This is a genomic window from Polaromonas sp. P1_F2, assembly GCF_056405735.1.
On the sequence record NZ_JBFUBN010000004.1, the window covers coordinates 372,196 to 397,966 of the forward strand.

Sequence of the window (25,771 nt, forward strand, 5' to 3'; positions counted from 1 at the left end):
CGGTTACGCAGCCCGGCAACAATACCCCCATGGCAAGCATGCAGCTTCAAGAAATACTTTTTCCCCAAGGCTTCGGCACACGCCGCGCGTGCGCGAGGCTGGTTCAACAAGACCATGTGGCAGTGAATAGCTCGCCTTGCGACGATCCATCCGCCGAATGCGAAGCCGTTGAAGGCCTGTGCTTTACGGTGCAGGGCGCGGCCTGGGAATACCATGAAACAGCCTATTTGATGCTGCACAAGCCGGCAGGCTACGAGTGCTCCCAAAAGCCCAGTGCCTATCCGAGCATTTACACGCTGCTGCCGGCGCCGTTCGCCAGCGTGGCTGACAGCCCGGCTGAAGGGCTATGTCGATCAGGAGACGAGCTTGATGGCCATCATTCAGCGTATGAAATTATTAAAAAGAAAATGGATTTGCTGATTCGTTGCCGGAAAAAATCCAACTCTTGCGGGCCCGCAATCTCGAATTGGAAAAACAAGGGCGCGACGATAGATCCCGATGAGCCTGCTGCGGCATTCGTCGAACGGAATTTCCTTATTCAATAGCTGCGCTTGAATCAGCCTTGGGCTTCACAGGCGAATGGCCCAGTTTTCCAAGCGCATACCCATCAAAAATAATATGCACACGCGGCCTATCGGATAGATTCGCCGCCCTGTGCATCACCTTGTTGTCAAAAAACCAGAGCTCCCCCGGCTTCACGTTAAAGCGGTTGTTGCCGGACTCGAGCAGATTGCGGTCGCCGCAACTCAGCACCAGGTGGTAGCGGTCTCTGTCCTTTAAATACTCCTCGTCGTCGAAGTGCCGGTAGACCTGGCTGTGGGCCGGCAGCCTGACCAGCGCGACGCGGCCCAGGGCCAGGCCGAGATCCTGCGCCAGCGAGAGCACAAGTGCATTGGTTTTTGGGTATTGCTTTGAGAAGGCCATCTCCTCGCTTTCGTGGACGCCGTCGGCCGGCTGGTAGGCGCGTTCGTGCGCCTTCCTGTTCCTGACCAGGATGGACTGGGTGTGGCGGTGGTGGTCAAGCGCCTGCTGCCTGCGGGTGTGGACGCCCCACCAGTAGGGCGCAATGCCGTCCACCTCGGCGGCAAGCTCGCGGACATCCACCATTTTCTGGAACACCAGGTATTTCTGTTCGCCGGAATCCGCAGGCGACATCAAGCGCGTCGCGCGGGACAAGCCCCTCAACTGGCGGGAAATGCCCGCCCGTTTCCAGAGGGAGAGCTCTTTTCTCCGGAGCGCGATCGACAAGAGTTCGCGCAGGCTTTCGAAGTCCGAGGGCGTCCAGTGCGCAAGGGTGGCCAGCTGGAGTTCGCCGCCGCGGTACAGCGCCGCCGCCGAGGCCAGGGCAGCTTGAAGGATTTCGGCGTGAAGGTCTTCGTGCCCTTTTTTTTCGGCGCTCCACAGCATTTCCAGGTGGCCTTGCATGAAATAAGGGTCCTGGTCCAGCAGGCTTGCCACGTTTCTTAACAGCTCGGGCTCGAAAAGGCTTTGGCACAGCAGGTTTTCAAAAACGTCTCGGGAACAGTTGGCTTTTTGCATCTCGGCTCGACCGGTTTTCATGGGAAAGAAAGGGGCGCTTGCCTCTGGTCCGGGGCGCATCTTGCGCTTGCCGGGCTGGATGTGAGGGTGCTCGCGCACGGCAATGTTGCCTTATTTTTTCCGCCCGGGACGAGCGCGTGATCCGGGTGTGAATTTTTAACAACTGGGCCCGGCCACGGCCCTAAACATTCCCCGAAAACCCTGGATATATTGGTTGTCAGGCACTGGAACGACCCAAGAGGGCTCTTGGGAAGGGATCCGGAATTCGTCAATTAACTGGAGTTGAACATGGCTGGAAACATTACCAAAGGTGGTCTTTTTGTCGGAAAAGACGAGTCGTTTGTCCCGAGCAGGAATGCCCAGGACGACCTGAACGAAGGCTGGTCGGTGACCCGGCGGCCTTACCGTTCGGCGCCGCAGGGCCAGGCGGTCCAGGACGAAGCCAGTTCGGAGTCATACGCTTCCTGCGGCAGCTGCTCGTGCTTTGTGGCCGGCAACCGTGTCCTGATGGCCGACGGTTCGAGCAAGCCTGTAGAAGACATCGTGGTGGGCGACCTGGTGATGACCAACCTGGGCCCGAACCGGATTGCCGCGCTTGAGCGGCCCACCCTGGGCATGTCGCGCAAGGTCATCGAGCTGCGCGGCCTGGGCGACCAGTGCCTGATCCTGTCGGACGAGCACCCGCTGTGGGTCAGCCGCAAGCAGGGCGATGTGGTGTCGGAAGGCTGGGGAACCTTCAACATGAACCACTACCTGTATGAAATGCGGAACGCGACCAGCCCCCAGCTGCCGTCGGCCGTCGCGCTGGCGATCGACCTGCCCGAGCAGTTTGCGCACGTTTCCGGCTGGGTGCATGCCCGCCCGGTGTTCCACCACATGGCGCCCGAAACCCAGCTGTACAACCTCATCACCGAAAACGGCTGCGGCATTTTTGTGGAAGGTTTCCTGGCCTTCAGCCCTTGCCGCAACGGCGCGGTGCAACTGGATGCGCCATGGCAAGCCCTGTCGGTTGACGCCGCCGCCGCCAGCTTTGTCGAGCAGGTGGGTACCATTGCCGCGTGAGCGACAAAACCCGTAACGACGACCCACTTCAGTTCGACACCGGCGTCCGCCCTGTACTGGCGGGCGCTGCCTTGATCCAGGCCGGTGCGCTGACGCTGCGCACCAAAGGTGAAGAGCTGACCGTCAAAGCGCCTGCAAAATTTTTGCGGGCGCTTTTTCATTGGTGCGACGGCAGTAAAACCCGGACGGAGCTGGCGGACATGGGCGAGGCCAGATGGCCGTCTTCCCCTTCTTCGCCGTCTTCCTGGTTCGGCGGCTTTGTGGACGCCATGCTGAAAGCCGGCGTGCTGGTGGACCACCGCTTTGCGGTGGATCGCCTGCTGCAGGAGCAGCGGCTGCGGCGGCCCTCCCGACCGGCCACCCGTGGCAAGCCCGGGGCCTCGTCCTTGCAAGCCGGTGACATCGAACTGGTGTTGCCACGCACTTCGACGGCCAAGCCGGCCGGCGTGGCTGCAGCGCCGTCTCTTGAGGCATTGGCCGCCATGCTGTTTGCAGCGCAGCAGGTGGACGGGGCGGGCGGCCTCGGCAGCCTAGACGGGCCGTCAATAGAGGGATTGCGGCCAGTGCTTTTTTTGCGTGAAGCCCTGGACTTCATCGAGGCCGGTGCCTATGAGGTGCACCGGGCGGTTAGCGGTGTTTTTCTTCGGCCGCTCGGAAAACACGCCGGTGTGCCTTACCGGGCTTTTCCCGATCTCTACGATTTTTTCCGCAGCCGGGCCTTGCTGGCCTTCTTTGCCCCGGAGGGCTTGCCGGACTACCCCCTGGACATGGCCTTGATGGCCGGCGGCGCGGCCCTGCAAAGGCTGGCCTCAGCGGCAGCCGCGGAGGGCGTTGCCTGCGTGGACGCCGGGGCGTCCTATGCCCATGCCGTGGGTACGCTGTGCGCGCCGGACAAACACATATTTATCGCCGCCGCATTCATAGGCGGCCCGCTTGCTGGCGATGGCGGCAAACCCGCACCGCCCCGGCCCACGATCAGGATCGTCGACTACGGCGAAGACCAGCGGGACTACCTGGCGGCGGCCCGGGTGACGCAGGCCGGCGGCACCACCCGCATGGGCTGGGGGCGGTCCACCGACGCCAGGCTGGCCTGCGCCAAGGCCCTGTCGGAGGCGGTGGAGCGCCATGCCTATTGCGAGCCGCCCGATGGCTTGCTGCTCGAAAGGGGCAGCCGGCTTGCCGGCAAGCTCAACCCGCACGAACTGATCCGGTTCTCGGACAGGCAGTACCGCGACAAGGCGGGAGTGGGCATACGGCCCTACCTCGACGATGCCGAACGGTTTTGGGTGGCCGCGACCTGCCTGGGCAGCGACGAGAAAGTCTTTGTGCCCGCCGACTGTGTTTTTTTCGGCCGGTATTTGCCGCGGGTGGCTGAGCTCGGCATGTTGATGCGGCAAACCTCGTCGGGTTGCGCCAGCGACGTGTCGCTGGAGGTGGCGATCGAACGCGCGGGCCTCGAGGTGATTGAACGCGATGCCTTTGTGAGGCACTGGCTTGCGCAGCGGCCGGGCCTGTCGCTGGCGCCCGATTCGCTTCCGGCGAGCGTTCAGGAAAAAACGCATGACTGGGAAGGGCGCGGTTGCGCCTTGCGTGTCGGTGCCTTCACGGGGGAGTGGGGCCCGGTCGTTTTTGCCGCGGTTGTTTCCGTCTCCCACCGGTTTTCCGTGATCGCGGCATCGTGCTCCGGTTCTGCTGAAGAGGCTATGGCGCATGCAATCGGTGAGGCGGAAATCGCCGCGTTTGCCGCGCTGGAATTCAAGGCGCCCCGGCGGCTGTCGCCCAAATCCGTGCTGACGCCGGCGGACCATGGCCTTCTCTACAGGCAGGCGGCCCACTATTCAAAAATGTCGGCGATCACCGAAGGCGGGGACGTGACCGGGTTCGCACAGCTGCGCGAAAAATGGCCGGCCTCCCTGGGCGAGAGGCTAAAGGCGGCGCCCGGGCCCTCCAAAGCGGTGTGGGTGGATTTGACCCACCCGGCTGCGCCACGTGCATTTGACGGCAAGGTGATTCGCACGGTGCGGGTGCTTGTTCCGGGCGCCATCCCGATGGCATTCGGGTATGACGGCCTGCCCTTGGGCATGGGTGAAAAAATCGCATCCGGGGGAAGGTTCCCTCATCCTTTTAACTAGCGGCGCGGCGACCGCCCCGCAATCGACAATGACTGGCGACTGATGGCTCTCTCTACTTTTTTTGACCACTTCAGGGCCGTGCGCCGATGGGCGGCCCAGCACGACGCGAAGGTCGAGATGGACGTGAGGTCCATGCAGCTGGAAATACGCTGCGCAAACCTGTATTTCACGTTTTTCCCGATTTTCGCGGCATCCCTCAATGACCGGCTGGTCCACATTGAAGATATGGCGGATTCGGCGATCGCGTTCGGCGGATGGCGCCCTTACAAACCGTATTCCACGCGGCTGTCGACCGAAAAACTGCTGTTCAAGCAGCACCTGTCGGAAGCGGGTGTCCGTACGCCGCAACTGTGGCCGCCCGGCCAGCAGCCGACGCAAGGCTACATCCGCAAGAAGTCCCGGGGCTCATTCGGCTACGACATCCAGGGGCCTTTCCAGGCATCGGTGCCGGCCCTGCCGCCGGGGCCGGGCGAGCAGAACGCGGCCGCATTCCAGGAGCAGTTTGTGGCCGGGAAAATCGTGAAGATCTGGTACTGGGGGCACACGCCGTTTTTTGCGGAAACGCAGGATTACGCCGTCGTCACCGGTGACGGGCGCTCAACGGTCGGTGCTTTGGCCGATGCAAAGATCAACCAGGACATAGGCGCCAATGTCCTGGCGGACAAGGCGATATTGGCGTCCTGCGTAGCCTACCAGGGCTTCTCGCTCACGGACGTCTTGCCTGCCGGACGGGAACTGTGGATCGATTTCAGGTACGGCCGCACCTTCGAGAAGCGGCAGAGCGGCGCCAAAACCGCAAGCGCGCTGGCGGAGCTGAATGCAAGCAGCGGCGAACAAGTTGCGCAGATGGGAGCACTGATGCGGGGCGCTTTACGGGAGGTGGCGCCTGTGCCTTTGGCCTACTCGGTGGATGCCGTGCTCGACGACCAGGGCCAGTTGTGGTGGCTTGAACTGAATTCCCATCCCATGTTTCCGCATGCGGGATACGACGTCATGCTGTGTGACATCTACAACCGCACAACGAAGATGTGATTCCTTCCCCGGTTTTTTCGGGGAGCGCACCACCTCTGCCCGAAGCCGGCCGCCAGCGGGCGACAATACGCCCATGGCAAGCATGCAACTTCAAGAAATTCTTTTCTCCCAGGGCTTTGGTACGCGGCGCGTGTGCGCGGGGCTGGTCCAGCAGGGCCACGTGACGGTGGCCGACGCGCCTTGCGACGACCCCACGGCCGAATTCGAGGCCATCGAAGGCCTGCGCTTCACGGTGCAGGGCGTGGCCTGGGAATACCATGAAAAAGCCTATCTGATGCTGCACAAGCCCGCGGGCTATGAGTGCTCGCAAAAACCCAGCACCTACCCGAGCATCTACACGCTGCTGCCGGCGCCGATACGCCAGCGCGGCGGCGGGGCCGCCGCCGGTGTGCAGGCCGTCGGCCGGCTGGACCAGGATACGACGGGCCTCTTGCTGCTGTCGGACGACGGCAAGTTCATCCACCGCATGAGTTCACCCAAGCACCACGTGCCCAAGGTGTATGAGGTGCGGGCCAAACACCCGGTGGACGACAAACAGGTGGCCAAACTGCTGGCCGGCGTGGTGCTGGACGACGACCCCAAGCCGGTGCGGGCCGCGGCCTGTGAGAAAACCGGCGAGAACCAGTTGAGCCTGACGCTGACCGAAGGCAAATACCACCAGGTCAAGCGCATGATCGCCGCCGTGGGCAACCGGGTGGAAGAGGTCGGCGGCCTGCACCGCTCGCGCATAGGTTCTCTGGATCTGCCGGCCGACCTGAAAGCCGGTGAGTGGCGCTGGTTGACGGCGCAAGACCTGGCCCGTATCGCGGCCTGAGTGCCGCGCGCATCCGCAGGCGCCGCCTTATCGCAATTCGGCCGGCCGGGTGTTGGACTGTATGAGAAACGAGTCGTGCCAGTGGCCGGGCATGCTGCTGCTGTGCTCCTGGTCCATGTGGGTGCGTATCTGCCGCTGTTGCGCCAGCGTGTTTTTCAGGCTGATGCGTGCAACTTCGAGGACTGCTTCTTCACGCTTGAGATGCCGGGCTTTGGTGGCCGCTTCACCGAAGAATTCATTGCGAAGTTCGTCCGGGTTCGGCAGCATGGACGGGTTGAGCACGGCGTAGGAAATGCCGCATTGCGCCAGCAAGTTGCGCTTCAGGCTTCTGGCTTTATGGGAAAGGCCGAAGGACTTGGGGACGTCCACGCAGCCGACCACGTGGCCGTCGCCGGCGCAGACTGAAAAGGTGCAGGTGGTGTTCTGCAGCATTTCATACCAGTACAGGCTGTTCTCACTGGCATTGGGCCTGGTGAACCGGGTCACCGGCATCTTCACCAGCACATGGTGATCGTCGAAAGTACTGATCATCCAGTGCCAGGTTCGCAGTTCCTCGCTGTTCATCAAAACCCGCGCATGCAGGGGCCAGTGTTTGGGAATGCGGCGTTTTCCGCGGTTTACCCAGCGTGCCCACAAGCTGTACCATTCGGCGAGATGCGGCATGTGAAGCTGCCCTGCCGGCGACCATTCTGAGTTTCTGTACACGACGAACTCCTGGTTTGTTACGGGTAATTACAATATGCGCCGATTTGCGTACTTTTACTTGAGATGTGTCGTGAAATTGGCGCTGTATTACTGATTTAGTGTGAAGTTTTAGACGAAATCCACATCTGGCAGCATTTGCTTACAAGGGGAGAGAAAACATGGACAAGCGCAAATTTATGGGGATAGCGGCCTTGGGCGCTGTCGCCTTGCCCGAACTGGCGCAGGCCCAGCTGGCGCCCAAGGCGCAAAAAGGCCCGACCGTGCTGACCGTCAGCGGCCTCATAGGCGCCGGCAACCGCGCTGCACTCGACCCGGCGCTGGACCAGATGATGGCCAAGCAAAAGATCAAATTCGACAAGGCCCAGGCCTTTGACTTCGCCGCCCTGGCTGCGCTGCCGGCCGTCACCATCAAGCCCACGCTCGAATACGACAGCAAGCCGCACACGCTCAAAGGCCCGCTGCTGGCCGATGTCCTGAAGGCCAGTGGCGTGAAGGTCAATGACAAGACAACGGTGTTCCTGCGCGCGGTGGACGGCTATGCGGCCCAGGTGACGGCCGCCGAAATCGCCAAGTACCGGTTTATCGTTGCCACCCACATGGACGGCCAGCCTTTGTCGCTGGGCGGCTTGGGCCCGCTCTGGGCCGTCTATGACGCGGACCGCTTCCCTGAGATGGCAGCCAAACCCTTGCCCGCGCGCTTTGCCTGGTGCCCCTGGGCGACTTACCACATTGAGGTCAAAGAGGCCTGAAGTTCAATGAAGCTCAAGCTATCGGCTTGAGAAGGTCAGTGACCGCCTCCACGGTCTTGGCGGGCTGGTCGCGCTGCGGCGAATGCCCGCAAGCCGCCAGCCGCAGTTGCTGCGAGTGGGGCGCGACCTGAGCGATTTCGTCCAGCTGCCGCAGGGTGCCGTATTCATCGTCCAGGCCCTGGACCAGCAGCAGCGGCGCCGTGATGCGGCCGCATTCCTCGCGGATGTCGAATCGGCGAAAAGCCTCGGACAGCCAGACGTCGTTCCATTGCCAGAAAGCCACGTCCACTTCGGCGTGGTAGCGCGCCAGCCGCTCGCGCAAGCCTCCTGATTCAAAAGCCACCCGGGCTTCGGTAATCGCTTGCACGGCGATGTCTTCCACCAGCACATGCGGCGCCATCGCGATGCAGGCCGACACGGGATGCCGGCTGGCGTGGAGCAGGGCGATGCTGGCCCCATCGGAATGGCCCAGCAGCACCGGCTGATGGATGTTCAAGGCTTGCAGCAGGGCGGGCAGCACTTCCCATGCTTCGCGGTGCATATAGTCCGGCGGCAGCCGCCCGCTACCGCGCACGTCGGGGATGGATGCGGACCGGCCGTAGCCGCGCCTCGAGTAGACGATGCCGGCCCGGCCTGTCGCTGCACACACGGCCTGCGGCCAGTCCAGCCCTCGCTGCGTCCACAAGGCGACCGAGCCCAGGCCTTCATGCAGGAAAACAATCGGGGCTAGGTCAGCCCGCCCGGCAATACGCCTGACTTCCAGGCGCACACCGTTGATCTCCACCGTCTCCGTCAAGATCTCCGTCGAATTCATCACCGCATCGTAAGGGATGTAAACGGATAAGGCGTCCAGCGCATTAGGTCTCCTGCAAGCTGCTATTTGCCGGCTTGAGTGGTTTTGCGGCAACTTCGCGCCGCTACACTAGCTGGTTGCACCTAGAAAGACCGTTTTTGTGAATGTTTCCGCCCGTTTTGCAGCCGCCTGCCTGTGCGCCTTTGCCGCCCTGACAAGTTTCCCCGCCCTTGCTCAGACCGCGGCGGCTCCGGCCGCTTCCGGGATCACCACGCCCGTCTTTGTGCTCAACTCGCTCGACGACACCGTCAGCGTGATCAACCCGGCCACCTGGACCGAGACCCGGCGCATCGCCACGGGCAAGCAGCCGCACCATCTTTACCTCACGCCCGACGAAAAATCGGTGATCGTGGCCAATGCCCTGTCGGACTCGCTGACCTTCATAGACCCGAAAACCGCCGAGGTGCAGCGCACGATACGCGGCATCCTGGATCCTTACCAACTGCGCTTTTCGCCGGACATGAAATGGTTTGTCACGGCCGCGAATCGCCTGAACCACATCGACATCTACAAATGGGACGGCAAGGACATCACGCTGGCCAAACGCGTGGCCACCGGCAAGACGCCCAGCCATCTGTGGATAGACAGCAAAAGCACCACGATCTACTCCACCATGCAGGACAGCGACGAGCTGATCGCCATCGACCTGGGCAGCCAGTCCATCAAATGGCGCACCAAGACCGGTTCCATCCCGGCCGACGTCTACGGCACGGCCGACGACAAATTCATGCTGGTGGGCCTGACGGGCGGCGACGCGGTCGAAGTCTATGACGTGAGCGGCGCGCAGCCCCAGCGCACCAAGGTCATCAAGACCGGCGCCGGCGCCCATGCCTTTCGCGCCTTCGGCGACAAGCGCCACGTGCTGGTCAGCAACCGCGTGGCCAACACCATCAGCCGGATAGACCTGCAAACCCTCGAGGTGGTCGACCAGTTTCCCGCGCCGGGCGGCCCCGACTGCATCGACGTGAGCCGAGACGGCAAGCAGATCCTGGTGACATCGCGCTGGGCGCGCAAGCTCACCGTGATCGACGTGGCGACCCGCAAGGTAGTGCGCCAGGTTAACGTTGGAAAGAGCCCGCATGGCGTCTGGACCCTTGATCATTCGCCAAGGTAGGCAAGTCCCGGCAGCTGCGCTGCTTGCCGTTTTTGTGGCGGTTACCTGCCTGCAGCCTGCCTCGGCTGCGGCGCCCTGCAAACCCGTCTACCTGACGCTGGACACCGGCCACATGGCGGTTGCGCCCTTGATGGCCGAGGTGCTGAACAAGCACCAGGTCAAGGTCACGTTTTTCGCCGCCAATGAGCGCACGCAAACCGGCGACGGCAGCCTGGGCGCGGAGTGGGCGCCCTGGTGGAAGGCACGTGCGGCCGAGGGCCACGAGTTTGCTTCGCACACCTGGGACCACGTCTACTGGCGCGGCGACGTGCCCGCTGTGCCGGGGGCACAGGCGCAGTTCAGGATGCGCCCCTCGGCGGGGCCGCTGGAGGGCAAGGACTTCACCTGGACGGCCGCGCAGTATTGCGAAGAAATCAGCAAATCAAGCAAGCGCCTGGAAGCCATCACCGGCAAAAAAACGCTGCCGCTGTTCAGGGCACCGGGCGGCAAGACCTCGCCCGCGCTGCTGGCCGCCGCCAAGGCCTGCGGCTATGAACATGTGGGCTGGTCGCCCGCGGGCTTCCTGGGCGACGAACTGGCCAGCGAAAAATACCCCAACGACTTCCTGCTGAAAAAAGCATTGCGCGACGTGCGCTCCGGCGACATCCTGCTGGCGCACCTGGGCATCTGGTCGCGCAAGGATCCGTGGGCACCCAAGGTGCTGGAGCCGCTGGTCACCGGCCTGCAAGCGCGCGGCTTTTGCTTCAAGACACTGCGCGAGCACCCCCAGTACAAGGACTGGATTGACGCGCAGTCGGGCCCGGCACCGGCCAAGCCCGCAAAATAAGCGCCATGGACTGGTTCAGCAATTATTTTTCAGCGGCGCAGCAATGGCTGTTCGAGGCGGCCGTGCAACCCGCGATGTTCGCGTTGGGCATGGGCAACCTGCTGGAAGACGGCTATGACGCCACCGCCTGGTTCATGGTGGGCGTGATCCAGGTCGTGATCCTTCTGGCCCTGATCGGCCCGCTGCAGCGCTGGCGGCCGGTGGAGCCGGTGACCGACCGCGCCACCATACGCACCGATGTGCTGTACACCTTGATCCACCGGCTGGGCCTGTTTCGCATTGCGCTGTTCTTCACGTTGGACCCGTGGTTCGACGAAGCCTTCGGCGCGCTACGCACGGCCGGCTACGGCACCTTCCATCTCGACCAGCTCTGGCCCGGCGTGAGCGACCACGCGGTGGTCAGCCTGCTGATCTACCTGGTGGTCTTCGACTTCGTGGCTTACTGGACGCATCGCGGCCAGCACCAACTCGAGTGGTGGTGGCGCCTGCATTCGCTGCACCACGCGCAGCGGCAGATGACCATGTGGAGCGACAACCGCAACCACCTGATCGACGACGTCCTGGTCGACTCCATCGTCGTGCTGGTGGCCCAGCTCATAGGCGTGCCGCCCGGCCAGTTCGTCGCCATCGTGGCCTTCACCCAGCTCAGTGAAAGCTTCCAGCACGCCAATGTGCGCATCTGGTTCGGCCGCATCGGCGAGCGCCTTTGGGTGAGCCCGCGCTTTCACCGGCTGCACCACAGCATAGGCATAGGACATGAGACGGTGAAGGCTGAACGGACTGTCTTGGGCGGACACAATTTCGGTGTGTTGCTGCCCTGGTGGGACGTGCTGTTCGGCACGGCCAATTTCGAGCAGCGTTATGACCCCACCGGCGTTCGCGACCAGGTGGAGGTCAAACGGGACTACGGCAAGGGCTTCTGGTCGCAGCAGTGGATTGGCTTGAAGCGCCTCTTCGGCCGCGCCTGAGGGCTGAGGTCTTCAACCCAGCAGGGGCCGCGGAACCGGCTTTGCCGGGCCGCAGGCGCAGCGCCCCCTCGGGGGGCAGCGAACCACACGAAGTGGGGAGCGTGGGGGCTGCGGTATCCTGTCGGCCATGAGCAAACTTCTTGACGCCTTCTGGCGTGCCGTGATGTATTGTCTGCACCCGCGGGTCATCGTGCTGTCGATCCTGCCGCTGGTGATCATGGGCGTGGTTTCTCTGACCTTGGCCTACTTCTTCTGGGACAGTGCTGCCGAAGCCGTCCGCGTGCAACTCGGGAGTTTCGAGCTCGTCGATATCATGATTCGCTGGCTCGAGGGATTGGGCTTGGGTCAACTGCAAACCATACTGCCCAAGGTGCTGCTGTTGTTGTTGATTATTCCCGTCATCATCATTGTCTCGCTGCTCTTTGTGGCATTGCTCATGACGCCTGCCATGGTGGCCCTGGTGGCTGAACGGCGCTTTCCGCAAATGGAGCGCAAACGGGGAGGTTCCCTGTTCACCAGCCTGTTTTGGTCGCTGGGCTCGACCTTGCTGGCCCTGTTGGCGCTGGTCATTTCGATTCCGCTTTGGTTGATTCCGCCCCTGATCCTGGTGCTGCCGCCGCTGATCTGGGGCTGGCTGACTTACCGCGTGATGTCTTATGACGCGATGGTGGACCACGCCAGCAGTGAAGAGCGGCGGCAGATTTTCAAGGAGCACCGCATGCCCTTGCTTGCCATAGGCGTGCTCAGCGGCTACCTCGGCGCGGCGCCTAGCGTGCTCTGGGCTTCAGGTGCAATGTTCGTGGCCATGGCGCCCATCCTTGTGCCGGTGGCCATCTGGATCTACACCCTGGTGTTTGCCTTTTCATCCCTCTGGTTTGCCCACTACACCCTGGCCGCACTGGAGCAGCTTCGCAAGAAGAACAATGCGCTCGTCCCGGACCCACTCGCGCAGGCTGAGGTCACGTCCATGGCGGCGGAACTGGCCCCCGAGGCCCTGCCGGGACCGGCGCCCAGCTTTGGCTCCATGGGCGGCAAGCCCGATTTACACCTGCCTTGAATTCCCCTGAAAACATGACTCCTCACTTCGGCCTCATCATCGTCGGCGACGAAATCCTCTCGGGCAAACGCGCCGACAAGCACCTGCCCAAAACCATTGAACTGCTGGGCGCTCGCGGCCTGCAGCTGGCGTATGCCGACTATGTGGGCGACGACCCGGCGCGCATCACCGCCACGCTGGCGCGCGCCTTCTCGGCGGCGCGCGACAACGGCGACGTGGTGTTTTCCTGTGGCGGCATAGGTGCCACACCCGACGACCACACCCGGCAGTGCGCGGCGAAGGCGCTGGGGGTCGAACTGGCCTTGCATCCCACGGCCAAAACCCTGATCCTCGAACGCATGGCGGACGTGGCCAAGGAGCAGGGCACACCCTATGAGCCCGACCGCGACGACAACATCCACCGCCTCAACATGGGGGTGTTTCCGGTGGGCGCGGAGATCATCCCGAACCCCTACAACAAGATTCCCGGCTTCACCTGTCGGGCGGGGCAGGGGGCGGTTCACTTTGTTCCCGGTTTCCCCGTCATGGCCTGGCCGATGATCGAATGGGCGCTCGACACGCACTATGCCCACCTGCACCAAAAGTCGCCTTACACCGAAAAGTCAGTGATCATTTTTGGGTCCATGGAAGCCATGCTCACGCCGCTGATGCTCGCCATTGAAGCGGCGCATGCCGGCGTCAAGGTCTTCAGCCTGCCCAGCGTGGACCACCCGGAATATGGCCGCCATATCGAGCTGGGCGTCAAAGGCGCGCCTGAGGCGGTCAACCTGGCTTACCCCGCCATGCTCGCCGGCCTGCACAAGTTTGACCTCAAGTTCGGCCCTGAATTGGTGCGATGATTTTTTGCACTTAAAAGGTGCATTCGAGGCATTGCACTTAAATGGTGCACTCGTTAGCGCAAGGTGTTTTTTCTCTTTTCTGCCTCGCCAAGGCTGGAAGTGAGGCCAGATAACGGCACAATCCGAGGCTTGGCAGGAAAGCGTAGAGCCAACGGCTTTGGCACAAAAAGTGCATTCAACAGGCCCGAAGATAATTTTCAACCACCCATCCAGCACAGGAGATTTTGATGGCAAAGACCGTCGCAGACGTCATGAAAATGGTCAAGGAAAACGAAGTCAAGTTCGTTGACTTCCGTTTCACCGACACCCGGGGCAAAGAGCAGCACGTGACCGTGCCCGTGTCCCACTTTGACGAAGACAAATTCACGTCGGGCCACGCCTTCGACGGTTCTTCGGTTGCCGGCTGGAAGGGCATTGAAGCCTCCGACATGCAGCTGATGCCTGACCCCAAAACAGCCAACATCGATCCTTTCTTTGAAGAAACGACGCTGTTCATGAGCTGCGACGTGCTCGAGCCCGCCGACGGCAAGGCCTATGACCGCGACCCGCGTTCCATCGCGCAGCGCGCCGAAGCCTACCTCAAGGCTTCCGGCCTGGGCGACACCGCTTACTTCGGTCCTGAACCCGAATTCTTCATTTTTGACGACGTGCGCTGGAACACCGACATGTCGGGCACCTTCTTCAAGATCGAAGAGTACGAAGCGCCCTGGAATTCGGGCGCCAAGCTCGAAGGCGGCAATCGCGGCCACCGTCCGACCGTCAAGGGCGGCTACTTCCCCGTGCCTCCCGTCGACAGCACGCAAGACATGCGCGCCGAGATGTCCCTGATCCTCGAATCGCTGGGCGTTCCGGTCGAAGTGTTCCACCACGAAGTGGCCGGCGCCGGCCAGAACGAAATCGGCACCCGCTTCAGCACTCTGGTGCAGCGCGCCGACTGGACGCAGATCCTGAAGTATGTGGTGCAGAACGTGGCCAATGCCTACGGCAAGACCGCCACCTTCATGCCCAAGCCCATCGTCGGCGATAACGGCTCCGGCATGCACGTTCACCAGTCCATCTGGAAAGACGGCAAAAACCTGTTCGCCGGCGACGGCTACGCAGGCCTGTCCGACTTCGCGCTGTACTACATCGGCGGCATCATCAAGCACGCACGTGCCCTGAACGCCATCACCAACCCCGGCACCAATAGCTACAAGCGCCTGGTTCCCGGCTACGAAGCACCGGTCAAGCTGGCTTACTCGGCCAAGAACCGCTCGGCCTCGATCCGCATTCCTTACGTCGCGAACCCCAAGGGCCGCCGCATCGAAGCGCGCTTCCCCGATCCGCTGATGAACCCGTACCTGGGCTTCTCGGCCCTGATGATGGCCGGCCTGGACGGTGTGGAAAACAAGATCCATCCCGGCGAAGCCGCCACCAAGGACCTGTACCATCTGCCGCCCGAGGAAGATGCAAAAGTGCCAACCGTCTGCCACAGCCTGGACCAGGCGCTGGACGCGCTCGACGTGGGCCGCAGCTTCCTGACCAAGGGCGGTGTGTTCACCGACAGCATGCTCGACGCCTACATTGAACTGAAGATGGGTGAAGTGACCCGCCTGCGCCAGGCGACCCACCCCATCGAATTCGACATGTACTACTCCCTGTAAACAGGAGGGCTCGCGCCCAGCCGCTTACTGTGGATTTTCACAGTTTGTGGCCAAAAAAGGACGGCAAATGCCGTCCTTTTTTATTGTCCCGGCAGGTTGTGGGTGTGCTGGCTTTGTATTTTTGTTCCTTTGCCGCATACTGATAGACCGTCCTAGCCCTTACCGGCATCGGGAGTCCCCTATGAAAAACACCTTATTGCTTTCTGCCTTGTCCCTGTTGCTGGCCGGCGCGGGGAATGCCGCATGGGCGCAGCAGGTTTTCCGCTGTGCCGGCGTCGGCGGCTCCACGCCTGAATACATCAATAACGCCAAAGAAGCGCAGACCCGCAGCTGCAAGCTGGTCTCGGGCGGCAACGTCACGGTGGTGCAGAGCACGCCGGTGAGCAGCACGCCCAAGCCCGCTGTCCGTGTGGCGGCAGCGACCGGTTCAGGCGGCCCGCGCACCGACGGCAGCCCAGAGCAGCGAGCCCGCGACAGCGATTCGCGCGCCATCCTGGAAGCCGAGCTGAAAAAAGCCGAAGCCAAACTGGCCGAGCAGCAAAAGGAATACAACAACGGTGAGCCAGAGAAGCAGGGCATTGAAGGCCGCAATTACCAGCGCTACCTGGACCGCGTGGCCGAACTCAAAGACAGCATCACCCGCAACCAGAGCGACATCGCCGGCCTCAAGCGCGAAATATCCCGGCTTCCTTCAGGCGCTCCTACCCTCAATTAAGCGCGCAGCGCCGGCTTCTGGGTGAAAATGGATGGCTTGAACAAGCCATCCATCCGTACCGCATCCTCGTCCGCCCTGATTTCGGGGCTTCCTCGCTTTCAGGCCTTCGACCTGCTGGCCACGCTGGTCGCCGTCGTCCGCACCGACGGCACCGTGGTGTTCGCCAATGCCGCGCTGGAGGACGCGCTGGGCACCTCCCGGCGGACCATTGAAGGGTCCCAGCTTCCCGACTGTTTCACCGAACCCATGATCCTGCAAAACGCGCTCGAAGGCGCGGGCAGCAATGAGTTCGCCGCCCTGCGTTATGACGCCTGGCTCAGGCGGCTGAACCATGAGCCCCTGCCGGTCCATGTGGTGGTGGCGCAGACCGACACCCCGGGTGAGGCCATCGTGGAACTGCTTCCGCTCGAGCAGCAGGCCAAGCAGGAGCGGGAAGAACGCCTGATCGACCAGGCGCAGGCCAACAAGGAACTGATCCGCAACCTGGCCCATGAAATCAAGAACCCGCTGGGCGGGATCCGCGGCGCTGCCCAGCTGCTGCAGATGGAAATCGGCAAGGACCTGACCGAATACACCCAGGTCATCATCCACGAGGCCGACCGGCTACAGACGCTGGTGGACCGCTTGCTGGCGCCGCACCGCCGCCCGCACCTGGTGGGCGATGTGAATATCCACGAGGTTTGCGAGCGCGTACGCTCCTTGATCCTGGCGGAGTTTCCCAAGGGGCTGAAGGTCACGCGGGATTACGACATCTCGATTCCCGACTTCCGCGGCGACCGCGAGCAGCTGATCCAGGCGGTGCTGAACATTGCCCACAACGCCGCCCAGGCGCTGGCTGAGCGCATCGCGGCGGGCAATGCGCAGATCACTTTCAAGACCAGAATCGCCAGGCAGGTAACTTTTGGCAAGCAGCGCTATCGCTTGGCACTGGAATTGCATGTTATCGACAATGGACCGGGTGTGCCGGACTCCATCAAAGACCGCATCTTCTATCCCCTGGTCTCGGGGCGAGAGGGCGGTTCGGGGCTGGGGCTGACATTGGCGCAAACCTTTGTGCAGCAACACCACGGTTTGATCGAGTGCGACAGTGTGCCGGGCCGTACAGATTTCAAGCTGCTCATACCGCTTCCTTGAAATGTGTCTCCTTCATGATTGATACATAACGCGATCGGCGCGGAGGGCTTACAGAGGGCCCCGCGCTGAAAGCACGACAAAAGGGACTGCATACATGAAACCGATCTGGATCGTTGATGATGACCAGTCCATCCGGTTTGTTCTGGAAAAGGCCTTGCTTCGCGAGGACCTTCCTACGCGCAGTTTCACCAACCCCCGCGAAGTGCTTGCCGCGCTGGAGAACGCGACCGAAGAAGACGGCCCGCAAATCCTGGTGAGCGACATCCGCATGCCCGGCGGCTCCGGCCTGGACCTGCTCGAAAAAGTCAAGGAAAAGCTGCCCGGCCTGCCGGTCATCATCATGACGGCGTTTTCCGACCTGGACAGCGCGGTCTCCGCCTTCCAGGGCGGGGCTTTCGAATACCTGCCCAAGCCTTTCGACCTGCCCAAGGCGGTCGAGCTGATTCGCCGCGCGGTGGAAGAAAGCCAGCGCGAAGAAGTGGCTGAGGAGCGTATGGCCTCCGCGCCCGAGATGCTGGGCCAGGCGCCGGCCATGCAGGACGTGTTCCGCGCCATCGGGCGCTTGAGTCAGAGCATGGTGACGGTCATGATCACCGGTGAGTCGGGTTCCGGCAAGGAACTGGTGGCGCGCGCGCTGCACAAACATTCGCCGCGCGCCAACGGGCCTTTTGTCGCCATCAACACCGCCGCCATCCCCAAGGACCTGCTCGAAAGCGAACTCTTCGGCCATGAGCGCGGCGCCTTCACCGGCGCGCAGACCATGCGGCGCGGCCGCTTCGAGCAGGCCGAGGGCGGCACGCTGTTCCTCGATGAAATCGGCGACATGCCCTTTGACCTGCAGACGCGCCTGTTGCGCGTGCTCAGCGACGGCCACTTCTACCGCGTCGGCGGGCACAACGCCGTCAAGGCCAATGTGCGCGTCATCGCCGCCACCCACCAGGACCTGGAGCAACGCGTCAAGGAAGGCGGTTTCCGCGAGGACTTGTTCCACCGCCTCAACGTCATCCGCCTGCGCCTGCCCGCGCTGCGCGAGCGGCGTGAAGATGTCTTCATGCTGACGCGGCACTTCCTGCAGCAAAGCGCCAAGCAGCTTGGTGTCGAGCCCAAACGGATTTCCGACACCGCCCTGCAACAGCTGAGCAATTTCAGTTTTCCCGGCAACGTGCGCCAGCTCGAGAACATCTGCCACTGGCTCACGGTGATGGCACCGGCCCAGGTGATAGAACCCAAAGACCTTCCGCCCGAAGTGCTGGGAATGATCCCGGAGTCCGGCAAGGTCCAGGTTCCGGCTGAAAGGACCGAAGCCCCGCGTATGGAATGGGCCGCGGCCACCGACAAATCGCCAGCCGCCCACGTGTCCGAAGCGGCTTTGCCCGTGCCGGCAGGCGGTGCTGAGCAAAGCTGGGAAACCGGCCTTGAAGCCGAAGCCCTGGCCTTGCTGGCCACCGGGCGCAGCGATGTATGGGATGTGCTCACGCGGCGGTTTGAGTCCAAGCTGATCCAGACCGCGCTGGCCAATACCCGCGGCCGCCGCATCGAAGCGGCCCAGAAGCTGGGCATAGGCCGCAACACCATCACGCGGAAAATCCAGGAACTCCATCTGGAGTAGGTGGCCCCCACGGTCGCTCACTTCGTGTAGCTCCCTGCCCCCCGAGGGGGCCGCCCGCCCTGCGGCCCGGCAAAGCCGGTTCCGCGGCTCATGCTGGGTTGAAGAGGGGCGGTATCCAACCAGTAGGGGCCGCGGGACTGGCTTTGCCAGACCGCAGGCGACGCCCCCTGGAAGGGGGAACAGGCTACACGCAGTGAGCCTGGACGGGGGTCAGCCGATTTCCACTGTCACGGGCGCATGGTCGCTGGGCTTTTCCCATTTGCGCGGCACGCGGTCTATGGCGCAGCCTTTGACCTGTGGCTTGAGGGTCTCGCTGACCAGGATGTGGTCTATGCGCAGGCCCCGGTTCTTCTGGTAGCCCAGCATGCGGTAGTCCCACCATGAATAGCTTTTTGGCAACTGCTCGAACATGCGGAAGCTGTCGGTCAGCCCCAGCGCCAGCAACTGGCGGAAATGTTCGCGCTCTTCTTTGGTGTGGTGGATGGTGTCGCGCAGGCCTTCAGGATCGTAGGAGTCCTGGTCCTCCGGCGTGATGTTGAAATCGCCCAGCAGCACCAGTTGCGGGTGGGCCGCCATTTCGGCGCGCACATAAGCCTGCAGGCCGTCCAGCCAGCGCATCTTGTAGGCGAACTTTTCGCTGCCGGGCTCCTGCCCGTTGACGAAATAGCCGTTCATCACGCGTAGAGGTCCCGCGGGGCCGTCCACCGTGGCGGCGATGACGCGCGAATGCTCGTCTTCAAAACCCACGATGTTTTTCACCACCTCGCGCATGGGTGTGCGTGACAGGATGGCCACACCGTTATAGGTCTTCTGGCCGAAGGCGGCGGCTTCATATCCCACCGCCTTGAGCGCCTCCAGCGGGAACTTGTCGTCCGTCATCTTGAGCTCTTGCAGGCACAGCACGTCGACCGGGTTGGCGGCCAGCCAGTCCAGCACATGGGCCAGGCGCGCGGTCAGCGAATTGACGTTCCAGGTCGTAATCTTCATGGTCTCATGCTCCAGCCCCGGAAAAGACGGGTTCAACAGCGGTCAAATGTGCAGCGCGGCGAGTGCACCCACCACCAGGCCCACGCCGGCTACGGCGAACATGCCGTATTCCAGCCATTTCTTGCGTGTCAGCAGTGCGATGGCCGCCAGGGCGATCGCTACCTGCAGCACGGTGGTGGCCTGGGCCCAGCGGTGGTGCTGGTGGATCTGCTCGTCCGAGGATTTATCCCAGACCGTGGATTCGGCCTCCAGCTTCTCGGCGGCCACCTTGATCTCGTTCTTTTCTTTTTCGTAGCGGTCCACCTTGCCCTGGTAGCCGGCCTTTTTGTCTTCGGGCGCCAGATCACGGGCCAGCTCGGCCAGCGACTGCTTGGTGCTTTTCGACTGGAAGTAATTCCACTGGTTGGAGGCCTCGGTCTTCTTGATGGCCGCGTTGTTTTTGTAAAGGCCCGCATTGGCCTGCGTGGCGCCGCCCATGTAGGCAAAGATGGCGCCTATGGTCGCGATGATGGCCGTGATCACCGCGATCTGCGCGATCATGCCGCCGCCTTCGTGGCCGCCATGCCCTCCTTGCGCCGCATGCTCGAGCTCATGGTCGTGGGGCCCGTGTACGTGAAATCCGCCTCCTGACATATGAATTCCCTCTCAAGTGTTGTTGTGGTTGTGGGTTGTGGATGGTCTATTTTTGGTAGGTGATGAAGCTGAACTTCATACCGGTCGCCGATACGTGGTCTTCGCGCGCGACCTGTCGCCATTCGGGGCCCAGCGGCGGCGCGAAGGCGTCGCCTTCAATATCTTCCGCAATCTCTGTGACTTCGATGCGGTCTGCCAGCGGCATCGCCTGCGCGTAGATTTGCGCGCCGCCCAGGATCCACACTTCGGCTGACGAGGCACACAGCGCCAACGCATCGGCCAAGTTCGCGGCCGTCGTGGCGCCGGTGTCTTTCCAATCAGGCTGCCGCGTGATGACGATGTTGGTGCGACCCGGCAGCGGCCGGAATTTCACCGGCAATGAATCCCAGGTCTTGCGGCCCATGATGACCGGCCAGCCGGTGGTCAGGCGCTTGAGGCGCGCCATGTCTTCCGGCAGGCGCCAGGGGATGGTGTTGTCGCGGCCTATCACGCCGTTGGCGGCGCGGGCGAAGATCATGTGGATGCGTGTCATGACTTTGAGTTCCGGGGCTTTAGACAGCGACCGGCGCCTTGATGGCCTCGTGGTGCTGGTAGTCCAGGAACTCAAAGTCTTCAAACTGGTAGTCAAAGATCGATGCGGGCTTGCGTTTGATCTGCAGCGTGGGGTAGGGGAAGGGCTGGCGGCTCAGTTGCAGCGCGACCTGCTCGTGGTGGTTGCTGTAGATGTGGCAATCGCCGCCGGTCCAGATGAAGTCGCCCACGCCCAGGCCGCATTGCTGCGCCACCATGTGGGTGAGCAGTGCGTAGCTTGCGATGTTAAAGGGCACGCCCAGAAAGATGTCGGCGCTGCGCTGGTAGAGCTGGCAGCTCAGCTTTCCGGGCTGGCCCTGCACCTCGGACGGCGCCACGTAGAACTGGAAGAACGCATGGCAGGGCATGAGTGCCATCTTGGAGAGGTCGGCGACATTCCAGGCGCTCACGATGATGCGGCGCGAATCCGGGTTGGTCTTGAGCGTCTTGATGACTTCGCTGATCTGGTCGATGTGGCCGCCGTCGGGCGTAGGCCAGCTGCGCCACTGCACGCCATAGACCGGGCCCAGGTCGCCGTCGGGCCGTGCCCATTCGTCCCAGATGCTGACACCGCGTTCCTTGAGCCAGTTGTTGTCGCTCGAGCCCTGCAGAAACCACAGCAGCTCATGGACGATGGATTTGAGGTGGACCTTCTTGGTGGTCACCAGCGGAAAGCCTTCGTTCAGGTCGAAGCGCATCTGGTAGCCGAACACGCTTTTGGTGCCGGTGCCTGTGCGGTCGGCCTTGAAGGCGCCGTGGCTGTCCACATGGCGCATGAAATCTTCGTATTGGGAACGGATGGGGCGGGTCATTGGAAACCAGTCGGCGTGGGTTCAGGAAAGAGGTGCTGCGGGCCGGCAAGGCGGGCCAGGCAAGGGTTTAATTATGCCTTTAGCACCCGACCCGGGTTCATCAGGTTCAGCGGGTCCAGGCCCTGCTTGATGGCGCGCATCATCTCCAGCGCCACGGGGGATTTGTGCTTGGGCAGCGTGTCAACCTTGAGGCTTCCGACGCCATGCTCGGCGGAGATCGATCCCCGGTAGCGGTCCACCGCTTCGTAGACCAGGGCATTCATGGGCACTTCCTTTTCGTTGAGGAAACGCGCCTGGTCTTCGTTCTCCGGCGCCTGCACGTTGTAATGCAGGTTGCCGTCGCCCAGGTGGCCATAGACGACCATGCGCGCGCCGGGAAACCGCTCGAGCAGCAATGCATTGGTTTCGGCCACGAACTCGGGGATGCGCGACACGTTGATCGAGATGTCGTGCTTGATGTTCAGGCCCTCTTCGGCCTGTGCCATCGGGATGCTTTCGCGGATGTGCCACAGTGCGTGCGCCTGCGCCATGCTCTCGGCGACCACGGCGTCTAGAACGCAGCCCGCTTCCATAGCGGCCTCGAGCAGGCGCTCGAAGCATTCACGCGCATGGGATTCCGATTCGTTGTCCGAGTTCTCCAGCACCACGCACCAGGCGTGTTCCTGCCAGAAGGGCACACGCTGTTGCGGGAAATGTTTGGCCACCAGGCCCAGCGCGAACTGGCCCATGACCTCAAAACCCGTCAGTCCCGAGCCCAGGTGCTGGTGCGCCAGGCCCAGCAACTCCACGGCGGCTTCGAGCGAGGGCACGGCGGCAAAGGCCGTGAGCTGGGACTTCGGCATGGGATATAGCTTCATGATCGCGCCGGTGATCACGCCCAGCGTGCCTTCGCTGCCGATGAACAGGTGGCGCAGGTCGTAGCCGGTGTTGTCTTTGCGCAAGCCCATGAGGCCGTCCCAGATTTCGCCCTGCGCGTTCACGACTTCCAGCCCCAGGCAGAGGTCGCGCGTGTTGCCGTAGCGCACGACCTGGGTGCCCCCGGCATTCGTCCCGAGGTTGCCGCCTATGGTGCAACTTCCCTCCGAGGCCAGGCTCAGGGGAAACAGGAAACCGGCTTTTTCGCAGGTTTCCTGCAGATTTTGCAGCACGCAGCCGGCATCGACCGTGATGGTCAGGTTGCCGGCATCCAGCGTGCGCACCTTGTTCATGCGCGTCAGGCTCAATACCACCTGCGTGCCGCTGTCGTCGGGTGTCGACCCCACCACCATGCCGGTATTGCCGCCTTGCGGCACGATGCTCACGCGTGCCGCGGCGCAGGCTTTCACCACGGCCGCGACTTCCGGCGTCGAGCCCGGACGCACCACGGCCAGGGCCTTGCCGGTTTCGCGCTTGCGCCAGTCCTGCACCCAGGGCGTCAGGTCGCCGTCGGTCAGGACGTTGGATGCGCCGACGATCTGGCGCAGGGATTCGATCAGGGGGTTGTGCGTGCTCACGATGTTCGGGCTCGGGTTGGGGTTAGGGGATTGATGGGGTCGGGGCGCTTTTCAGGCGCACCCGCACATGGAGCGCGCAGGCGGCGAACAGCGTGAGGCACAGCAGCACCTCGATGAACGCCAGGTAGTTGCCGGGTGCGCGGTCGCTCCAGGCACGCACCACCCCTTCGGTGAAGTACAGCCACACCAGCAAACTCACCCAGCGGTAGGTGTACATGCGGTTTTTCAGGATGCCGGCCAGGGGGATGCACAGCGGCAGCACCTTGAGCGCCAGCAGCGAGCCGCCGGGCCGTATCGGCGCCAGCCACATCTCCCAGGCCAGGCCCAGCGCGATGAGGCCCAGCAGGCTGGCCAGCGCCAGGCGGCGGGTAAGGTCGATTTGTGTTGTTTTGTTCATGTTCGTAAGAATCTCAATGGCATGATACCGGGGATGAAATTCCAGCAATCCCTGCAGGACCTCCTGGCCAACCTGTCGCGTTTCCCGTGGCGCGGCACGGCGCTGACCCTGCGCGACCGTTTCCGCGAAGACCACATGGGCCTGACGGCCAGCAGCCTGACCTTCACCACCTCAATCGCGCTGGTGCCTTTTTTCACCGTGGCGCTGGCGATTTTCACGGCCTTCCCGATGTTTTCGAAGCTGCAGGGCGCGCTGCAGGCCTGGCTGGTGCAAAGCCTGATCCCCGACAACATCGCGCGCCAGGTGCTGGGCTACCTCACGCAGTTCAGCCGCCAGGCCAACAAGCTGGGCATCGCCGGCCTGGCCGTGCTGCTGGTCACGGCCATCGCGCTGATCCTCACCATAGACCGCACCCTTAACGGCATCTGGCGCGTCAAGAAGGCAAGGCCGCTCACCCAGCGCGTGCTGATTTATTGGGCCGCCATTACCCTGGGGCCGCTGCTGCTGGCGGCCAGCCTGGCGGTCACCTCCTACGTGCTGTCGGCCTCGGGCGGCCTGGTGGGCGCCTTGCCGGTGAGCCTGCRCTTCCTGCTCAGCATCCTGCAGTTCTTCCTGGTGGCCGGCGGCATGGCGGCGATGTACCGCTACGTGCCCAACACCTATGTGAAGTGGGCGCATGCCTGGGTGGGGGGGCTCTTCGTCGCCGCCGGCATCGAAGTCGCCAAGCGGGTGCTCAGCCTTTACCTGGGCGCGGTGCCCACCTATTCGCTGGTCTACGGCGCTTTCGCCACCTTGCCGATCCTGCTGGTGTGGATTTATGTCTCCTGGGTCATCGTGCTCATGGGCGCGGTGATCGCCGCCTACCTGCCCAGCCTGCTGGCCGGCGTGGCGCGCCGCGGCAGTGCGCACGGCTGGTACTTCCAGCTTGCCATTGAAACGCTGCAACAGCTGCATCAGGCGCTGGCCACTCCGCGAAGAGGCCTGAGCGCCTCGCAACTGGCCGAGCGGCTGCAGGTGGACGGGCTCCAGCTGGAGCCGGTGCTGGAAACCCTGGTGGCGCTGGACTGGGTGGGCCAGCTCAACGAGGCGGAAGGCGAGGAAGAGGCCCGCTTCCTGTTAATGGCCGACCCCGACACCACGCCGCTGGAAGCGCTGATGCGGCAGTTGCTGCTTGACAAGGCCGAGGCGGTGCAGGGCCTCTGGGAAAAAGCCCGCTGGCCCGACCTGCGGCTACGCGACGCGCTATAAGAATTTGTTCCAGACGCAAGCCGCGCCCGGAAAAAGCCGACGGAGTGACGGGGAATACTTGTTGGCGATGGCGCCTTGTAACAAAATAAAAACCTCCCTTTTTCCATGCACACACAGAAAGATGCCAGCAAAAACCAATGCCCGGGAAAAGCTTGACGGCGCCATCGCCGAGGAGCGCCAGCAGCAGCGCGATGCCAAGCAGATCTACGACGAGCTGACGGCCAAGATGTGGGCCTACCAGACCGGCAGCGGCCCGGCGCCCACCAATGAAGACTTCGAGCAATGGAGCCTTGCCGTGGAGCAGCGCGTCAAGATCAAGCAGCTCGGCATCCGCGTGGACGGCGAGTCCGGCGCCTGAGGGTGCCGCGGCCAGTCGGACTGGCCGCACATTGGTTTGCGGCATAAGCGCACCTCCGCGCTGCGGTGAAATTCCTACGATGTGAGACAGGCTGACAGTTGGCCTGGCCCTTCACTTCATGGAGATTTCTCATGCTGAAAAAATTACTCGTGTTTGCCATCACCTCCGGGGTGGCGGCCAAGCTCTATCAACGCTATTCCGAAAAACACGCCGATTCCCGACCGACGGCCGCGACAGGCACAGCAGGCGGCAAGCCGGTGGCGCGCAAACGTGCGGCGCAAAAACAGGCTTAGCATTCCAGGCGCGCTGTTTACGCGGAAGCTCATAAGCTCAGGTATTAAGAACGTCAACCTTTTGTCAAGGTTGTTAAGCCCTTGTCACCACAGGCACGTTTCGTTGCTTTTGTTCGGGCGTGACTTCAAATTCGCGGGCCGGATTCTTACAAGGCTCGCGCGCGGTCCGGGCCAAGATGCTCGGTATCC

27 protein-coding genes are annotated in these 25,771 nt (G+C 62.7%); 18 read left to right on the plus strand and 9 right to left on the minus strand.

Features of this window, described 5'->3' with window-relative positions; genetic code table 11:
- Window positions 1-29: 29 nt before the first annotated feature.
- Entirely contained in the window at window positions 30-545 is a 516-nt protein-coding gene (locus AC1D0O_RS11370; RefSeq protein ID WP_477653628.1) for a S4 domain-containing protein, read from the plus strand.
- On the opposite strand, the gene AC1D0O_RS11375 is transcribed toward AC1D0O_RS11370, so the two are convergent.
- Complete coding sequence (locus AC1D0O_RS11375) at window positions 535-1,560, minus strand: aspartyl/asparaginyl beta-hydroxylase domain-containing protein (RefSeq protein WP_477653629.1); 1,026 nt, start codon at window positions 1,558-1,560, stop codon at window positions 535-537. The genes AC1D0O_RS11370 and AC1D0O_RS11375 overlap by 11 nt on opposite strands.
- 267 nt (window positions 1,561-1,827) lie before the next feature.
- Here AC1D0O_RS11375 and AC1D0O_RS11380 point away from each other — a divergent pair, with 267 nt between their 5' ends.
- The 4 genes from AC1D0O_RS11380 to AC1D0O_RS11395 all read left to right on the plus strand — a co-directional run bounded on the left by AC1D0O_RS11380 (window position 1,828) and on the right by AC1D0O_RS11395 (window position 6,579).
- Window positions 1,828-2,601 (plus strand): hypothetical protein, encoded by a 774-nt coding sequence (locus AC1D0O_RS11380; protein WP_477653630.1) that lies wholly within the window; start codon window positions 1,828-1,830, stop codon window positions 2,599-2,601.
- Window positions 2,598-4,733, plus strand: coding sequence for a YcaO-like family protein (locus AC1D0O_RS11385; protein WP_477653631.1), 2,136 nt, complete (start codon window positions 2,598-2,600; stop codon window positions 4,731-4,733). The genes AC1D0O_RS11380 and AC1D0O_RS11385 overlap by 4 nt, the downstream gene beginning before the upstream one ends.
- Before the next feature lie 42 nt (window positions 4,734-4,775).
- A complete protein-coding gene (locus tag AC1D0O_RS11390; RefSeq protein ID WP_477653632.1) occupies window positions 4,776-5,765 on the plus strand; it encodes a hypothetical protein in 990 nt (329 codons plus the stop codon).
- Between the two features lie 82 nt (window positions 5,766-5,847).
- A complete protein-coding gene (locus AC1D0O_RS11395) occupies window positions 5,848-6,579 on the plus strand; it encodes a pseudouridine synthase (protein WP_477653633.1) in 732 nt (243 codons plus the stop codon).
- Window positions 6,580-6,606: 27 nt separating this feature from the next.
- Here the strand turns inward: AC1D0O_RS11395 and AC1D0O_RS11400 are convergent, their stop codons facing one another.
- Window positions 6,607-7,284, minus strand: coding sequence for a hypothetical protein (locus AC1D0O_RS11400; protein ID WP_477653634.1), 678 nt, complete (start codon window positions 7,282-7,284; stop codon window positions 6,607-6,609).
- 158 nt (window positions 7,285-7,442) lie between these two features.
- On the opposite strand from AC1D0O_RS11400, the gene AC1D0O_RS11405 reads away from it, so the two are divergent.
- Window positions 7,443-8,033 carry a putative pterin-binding protein gene (locus tag AC1D0O_RS11405; RefSeq protein WP_436157676.1) on the plus strand — a complete coding sequence of 197 codons (591 nt, stop codon included), beginning with the start codon at window positions 7,443-7,445 and terminating at the stop codon, window positions 8,031-8,033.
- A 13-nt stretch (window positions 8,034-8,046) separates the two neighbouring features.
- On the opposite strand, the gene AC1D0O_RS11410 is transcribed toward AC1D0O_RS11405, so the two are convergent.
- Complete coding sequence (locus AC1D0O_RS11410) at window positions 8,047-8,847, minus strand: alpha/beta fold hydrolase (protein ID WP_477653635.1); 801 nt, start codon at window positions 8,845-8,847, stop codon at window positions 8,047-8,049.
- A 139-nt stretch (window positions 8,848-8,986) separates the two neighbouring features.
- Between AC1D0O_RS11410 and AC1D0O_RS11415 the strand changes: the two genes are divergently transcribed.
- The 9 genes from AC1D0O_RS11415 to ntrC all read left to right on the plus strand — a co-directional run bounded on the left by AC1D0O_RS11415 (window position 8,987) and on the right by ntrC (window position 18,791).
- Window positions 8,987-10,000, plus strand: a complete 1,014-nt coding sequence (locus AC1D0O_RS11415) for a YVTN family beta-propeller repeat protein (RefSeq protein WP_477653636.1) — start codon at window positions 8,987-8,989, stop codon at window positions 9,998-10,000.
- Window positions 9,966-10,826, plus strand: coding sequence for a polysaccharide deacetylase family protein (locus tag AC1D0O_RS11420; RefSeq protein ID WP_477653637.1), 861 nt, complete (start codon window positions 9,966-9,968; stop codon window positions 10,824-10,826). Before AC1D0O_RS11415 ends, AC1D0O_RS11420 begins: the two co-directional genes overlap by 35 nt.
- Before the next feature lie 5 nt (window positions 10,827-10,831).
- Window positions 10,832-11,794 carry a sterol desaturase family protein gene (locus tag AC1D0O_RS11425; RefSeq protein WP_477653638.1) on the plus strand — a complete coding sequence of 321 codons (963 nt, stop codon included), beginning with the start codon at window positions 10,832-10,834 and terminating at the stop codon, window positions 11,792-11,794.
- Between the two features lie 127 nt (window positions 11,795-11,921).
- Entirely contained in the window at window positions 11,922-12,851 is a 930-nt protein-coding gene (locus AC1D0O_RS11430; protein ID WP_477653639.1) for an EI24 domain-containing protein, read from the plus strand.
- Window positions 12,852-12,865: 14 nt separating this feature from the next.
- A complete protein-coding gene (locus AC1D0O_RS11435; RefSeq protein ID WP_477653640.1) occupies window positions 12,866-13,690 on the plus strand; it encodes a competence/damage-inducible protein A in 825 nt (274 codons plus the stop codon).
- A 227-nt stretch (window positions 13,691-13,917) separates the two neighbouring features.
- Window positions 13,918-15,333, plus strand: a complete 1,416-nt coding sequence (gene glnA, locus AC1D0O_RS11440) for a type I glutamate--ammonia ligase (protein WP_436157669.1) — start codon at window positions 13,918-13,920, stop codon at window positions 15,331-15,333.
- 181 nt (window positions 15,334-15,514) lie between these two features.
- Window positions 15,515-16,048, plus strand: a complete 534-nt coding sequence (locus tag AC1D0O_RS11445; protein ID WP_477653641.1) for a hypothetical protein — start codon at window positions 15,515-15,517, stop codon at window positions 16,046-16,048.
- A 27-nt stretch (window positions 16,049-16,075) separates the two neighbouring features.
- Window positions 16,076-17,182, plus strand: a complete 1,107-nt coding sequence (glnL, locus tag AC1D0O_RS11450) for a nitrogen regulation protein NR(II) (RefSeq protein WP_477653642.1) — start codon at window positions 16,076-16,078, stop codon at window positions 17,180-17,182.
- A gap of 94 nt (window positions 17,183-17,276) precedes the next feature.
- A complete protein-coding gene (ntrC, locus tag AC1D0O_RS11455) occupies window positions 17,277-18,791 on the plus strand; it encodes a nitrogen regulation protein NR(I) (protein ID WP_477653643.1) in 1,515 nt (504 codons plus the stop codon).
- A gap of 210 nt (window positions 18,792-19,001) precedes the next feature.
- Here ntrC and xth read toward each other — a convergent pair whose 3' ends face one another.
- The 6 genes from xth to AC1D0O_RS11485 form a co-directional block, all read right to left on the minus strand.
- Entirely contained in the window at window positions 19,002-19,778 is a 777-nt protein-coding gene (xth, locus tag AC1D0O_RS11460; RefSeq protein WP_477653644.1) for an exodeoxyribonuclease III, read from the minus strand.
- A 42-nt stretch (window positions 19,779-19,820) separates the two neighbouring features.
- Window positions 19,821-20,411 (minus strand): DUF4337 domain-containing protein, encoded by a 591-nt coding sequence (locus AC1D0O_RS11465; protein ID WP_477653645.1) that lies wholly within the window; start codon window positions 20,409-20,411, stop codon window positions 19,821-19,823.
- A gap of 46 nt (window positions 20,412-20,457) precedes the next feature.
- On the minus strand, window positions 20,458-20,943 hold the full coding sequence (locus tag AC1D0O_RS11470) for a dihydrofolate reductase (protein ID WP_477653646.1): 486 nt from the start codon (window positions 20,941-20,943) through the stop codon (window positions 20,458-20,460).
- A 19-nt stretch (window positions 20,944-20,962) separates the two neighbouring features.
- A complete protein-coding gene (locus AC1D0O_RS11475) occupies window positions 20,963-21,793 on the minus strand; it encodes a thymidylate synthase (protein WP_436157662.1) in 831 nt (276 codons plus the stop codon).
- A gap of 71 nt (window positions 21,794-21,864) precedes the next feature.
- Window positions 21,865-23,286, minus strand: coding sequence for an FAD-binding oxidoreductase (locus AC1D0O_RS11480; RefSeq protein ID WP_477653648.1), 1,422 nt, complete (start codon window positions 23,284-23,286; stop codon window positions 21,865-21,867).
- A 22-nt stretch (window positions 23,287-23,308) separates the two neighbouring features.
- Window positions 23,309-23,683 (minus strand): DUF2069 domain-containing protein, encoded by a 375-nt coding sequence (locus AC1D0O_RS11485; protein ID WP_477653650.1) that lies wholly within the window; start codon window positions 23,681-23,683, stop codon window positions 23,309-23,311.
- 33 nt (window positions 23,684-23,716) lie between these two features.
- Between AC1D0O_RS11485 and AC1D0O_RS11490 the strand changes: the two genes are divergently transcribed.
- The 3 genes from AC1D0O_RS11490 (at window position 23,717) to AC1D0O_RS11500 (ending at window position 25,582) form a co-directional block, all read left to right on the plus strand.
- Window positions 23,717-24,931, plus strand: a complete 1,215-nt coding sequence (locus tag AC1D0O_RS11490; RefSeq protein ID WP_477653651.1) for a YihY family inner membrane protein — start codon at window positions 23,717-23,719, stop codon at window positions 24,929-24,931.
- Window positions 24,932-25,052: 121 nt separating this feature from the next.
- Entirely contained in the window at window positions 25,053-25,289 is a 237-nt protein-coding gene (locus tag AC1D0O_RS11495; protein WP_477653652.1) for a hypothetical protein, read from the plus strand.
- Between the two features lie 131 nt (window positions 25,290-25,420).
- The gene (locus AC1D0O_RS11500; protein ID WP_477653653.1) at window positions 25,421-25,582 is read left to right on the plus strand and encodes a hypothetical protein; all 162 of its coding nucleotides are present in this window, start codon (window positions 25,421-25,423) and stop codon (window positions 25,580-25,582) included.
- Window positions 25,583-25,771 lie beyond the last annotated feature (189 nt).

Bases quoted from the DNA above. Each gene is read 5' to 3' on its own strand.
- AC1D0O_RS11370 (WP_477653628.1), top strand. From the start codon at position 30: ATGGCAAGCATGCAGCTTCAAGAAATACTTTTTCCCCAAGGCTTCGGC.
- AC1D0O_RS11375 (WP_477653629.1), bottom strand. From the start codon at position 1,560: ATGAAAACCGGTCGAGCCGAGATGCAAAAAGCCAACTGTTCCCGAGAC.
- AC1D0O_RS11380 (WP_477653630.1), top strand. From the start codon at position 1,828: ATGGCTGGAAACATTACCAAAGGTGGTCTTTTTGTCGGAAAAGACGAG.
- AC1D0O_RS11390 (WP_477653632.1), top strand. From the start codon at position 4,776: ATGGCTCTCTCTACTTTTTTTGACCACTTCAGGGCCGTGCGCCGATGG.
- AC1D0O_RS11395 (WP_477653633.1), top strand. From the start codon at position 5,848: ATGCAACTTCAAGAAATTCTTTTCTCCCAGGGCTTTGGTACGCGGCGC.
- AC1D0O_RS11405 (WP_436157676.1), top strand. From the start codon at position 7,443: ATGGACAAGCGCAAATTTATGGGGATAGCGGCCTTGGGCGCTGTCGCC.
- AC1D0O_RS11410 (WP_477653635.1), bottom strand. From the start codon at position 8,847: ATGAATTCGACGGAGATCTTGACGGAGACGGTGGAGATCAACGGTGTG.
- AC1D0O_RS11420 (WP_477653637.1), top strand. From the start codon at position 9,966: ATGGCGTCTGGACCCTTGATCATTCGCCAAGGTAGGCAAGTCCCGGCA.
- AC1D0O_RS11425 (WP_477653638.1), top strand. From the start codon at position 10,832: ATGGACTGGTTCAGCAATTATTTTTCAGCGGCGCAGCAATGGCTGTTC.
- AC1D0O_RS11430 (WP_477653639.1), top strand. From the start codon at position 11,922: ATGAGCAAACTTCTTGACGCCTTCTGGCGTGCCGTGATGTATTGTCTG.
- AC1D0O_RS11435 (WP_477653640.1), top strand. From the start codon at position 12,866: ATGACTCCTCACTTCGGCCTCATCATCGTCGGCGACGAAATCCTCTCG.
- glnA (WP_436157669.1), top strand. From the start codon at position 13,918: ATGGCAAAGACCGTCGCAGACGTCATGAAAATGGTCAAGGAAAACGAA.
- AC1D0O_RS11445 (WP_477653641.1), top strand. From the start codon at position 15,515: ATGAAAAACACCTTATTGCTTTCTGCCTTGTCCCTGTTGCTGGCCGGC.
- glnL (WP_477653642.1), top strand. From the start codon at position 16,076: ATGGATGGCTTGAACAAGCCATCCATCCGTACCGCATCCTCGTCCGCC.
- ntrC (WP_477653643.1), top strand. From the start codon at position 17,277: ATGAAACCGATCTGGATCGTTGATGATGACCAGTCCATCCGGTTTGTT.
- xth (WP_477653644.1), bottom strand. From the start codon at position 19,778: ATGAAGATTACGACCTGGAACGTCAATTCGCTGACCGCGCGCCTGGCC.
- AC1D0O_RS11465 (WP_477653645.1), bottom strand. From the start codon at position 20,411: ATGTCAGGAGGCGGATTTCACGTACACGGGCCCCACGACCATGAGCTC.
- AC1D0O_RS11470 (WP_477653646.1), bottom strand. From the start codon at position 20,943: ATGACACGCATCCACATGATCTTCGCCCGCGCCGCCAACGGCGTGATA.
- AC1D0O_RS11475 (WP_436157662.1), bottom strand. From the start codon at position 21,793: ATGACCCGCCCCATCCGTTCCCAATACGAAGATTTCATGCGCCATGTG.
- AC1D0O_RS11485 (WP_477653650.1), bottom strand. From the start codon at position 23,683: ATGAACAAAACAACACAAATCGACCTTACCCGCCGCCTGGCGCTGGCC.
- AC1D0O_RS11495 (WP_477653652.1), top strand. From the start codon at position 25,053: ATGCCAGCAAAAACCAATGCCCGGGAAAAGCTTGACGGCGCCATCGCC.
- AC1D0O_RS11500 (WP_477653653.1), top strand. From the start codon at position 25,421: ATGCTGAAAAAATTACTCGTGTTTGCCATCACCTCCGGGGTGGCGGCC.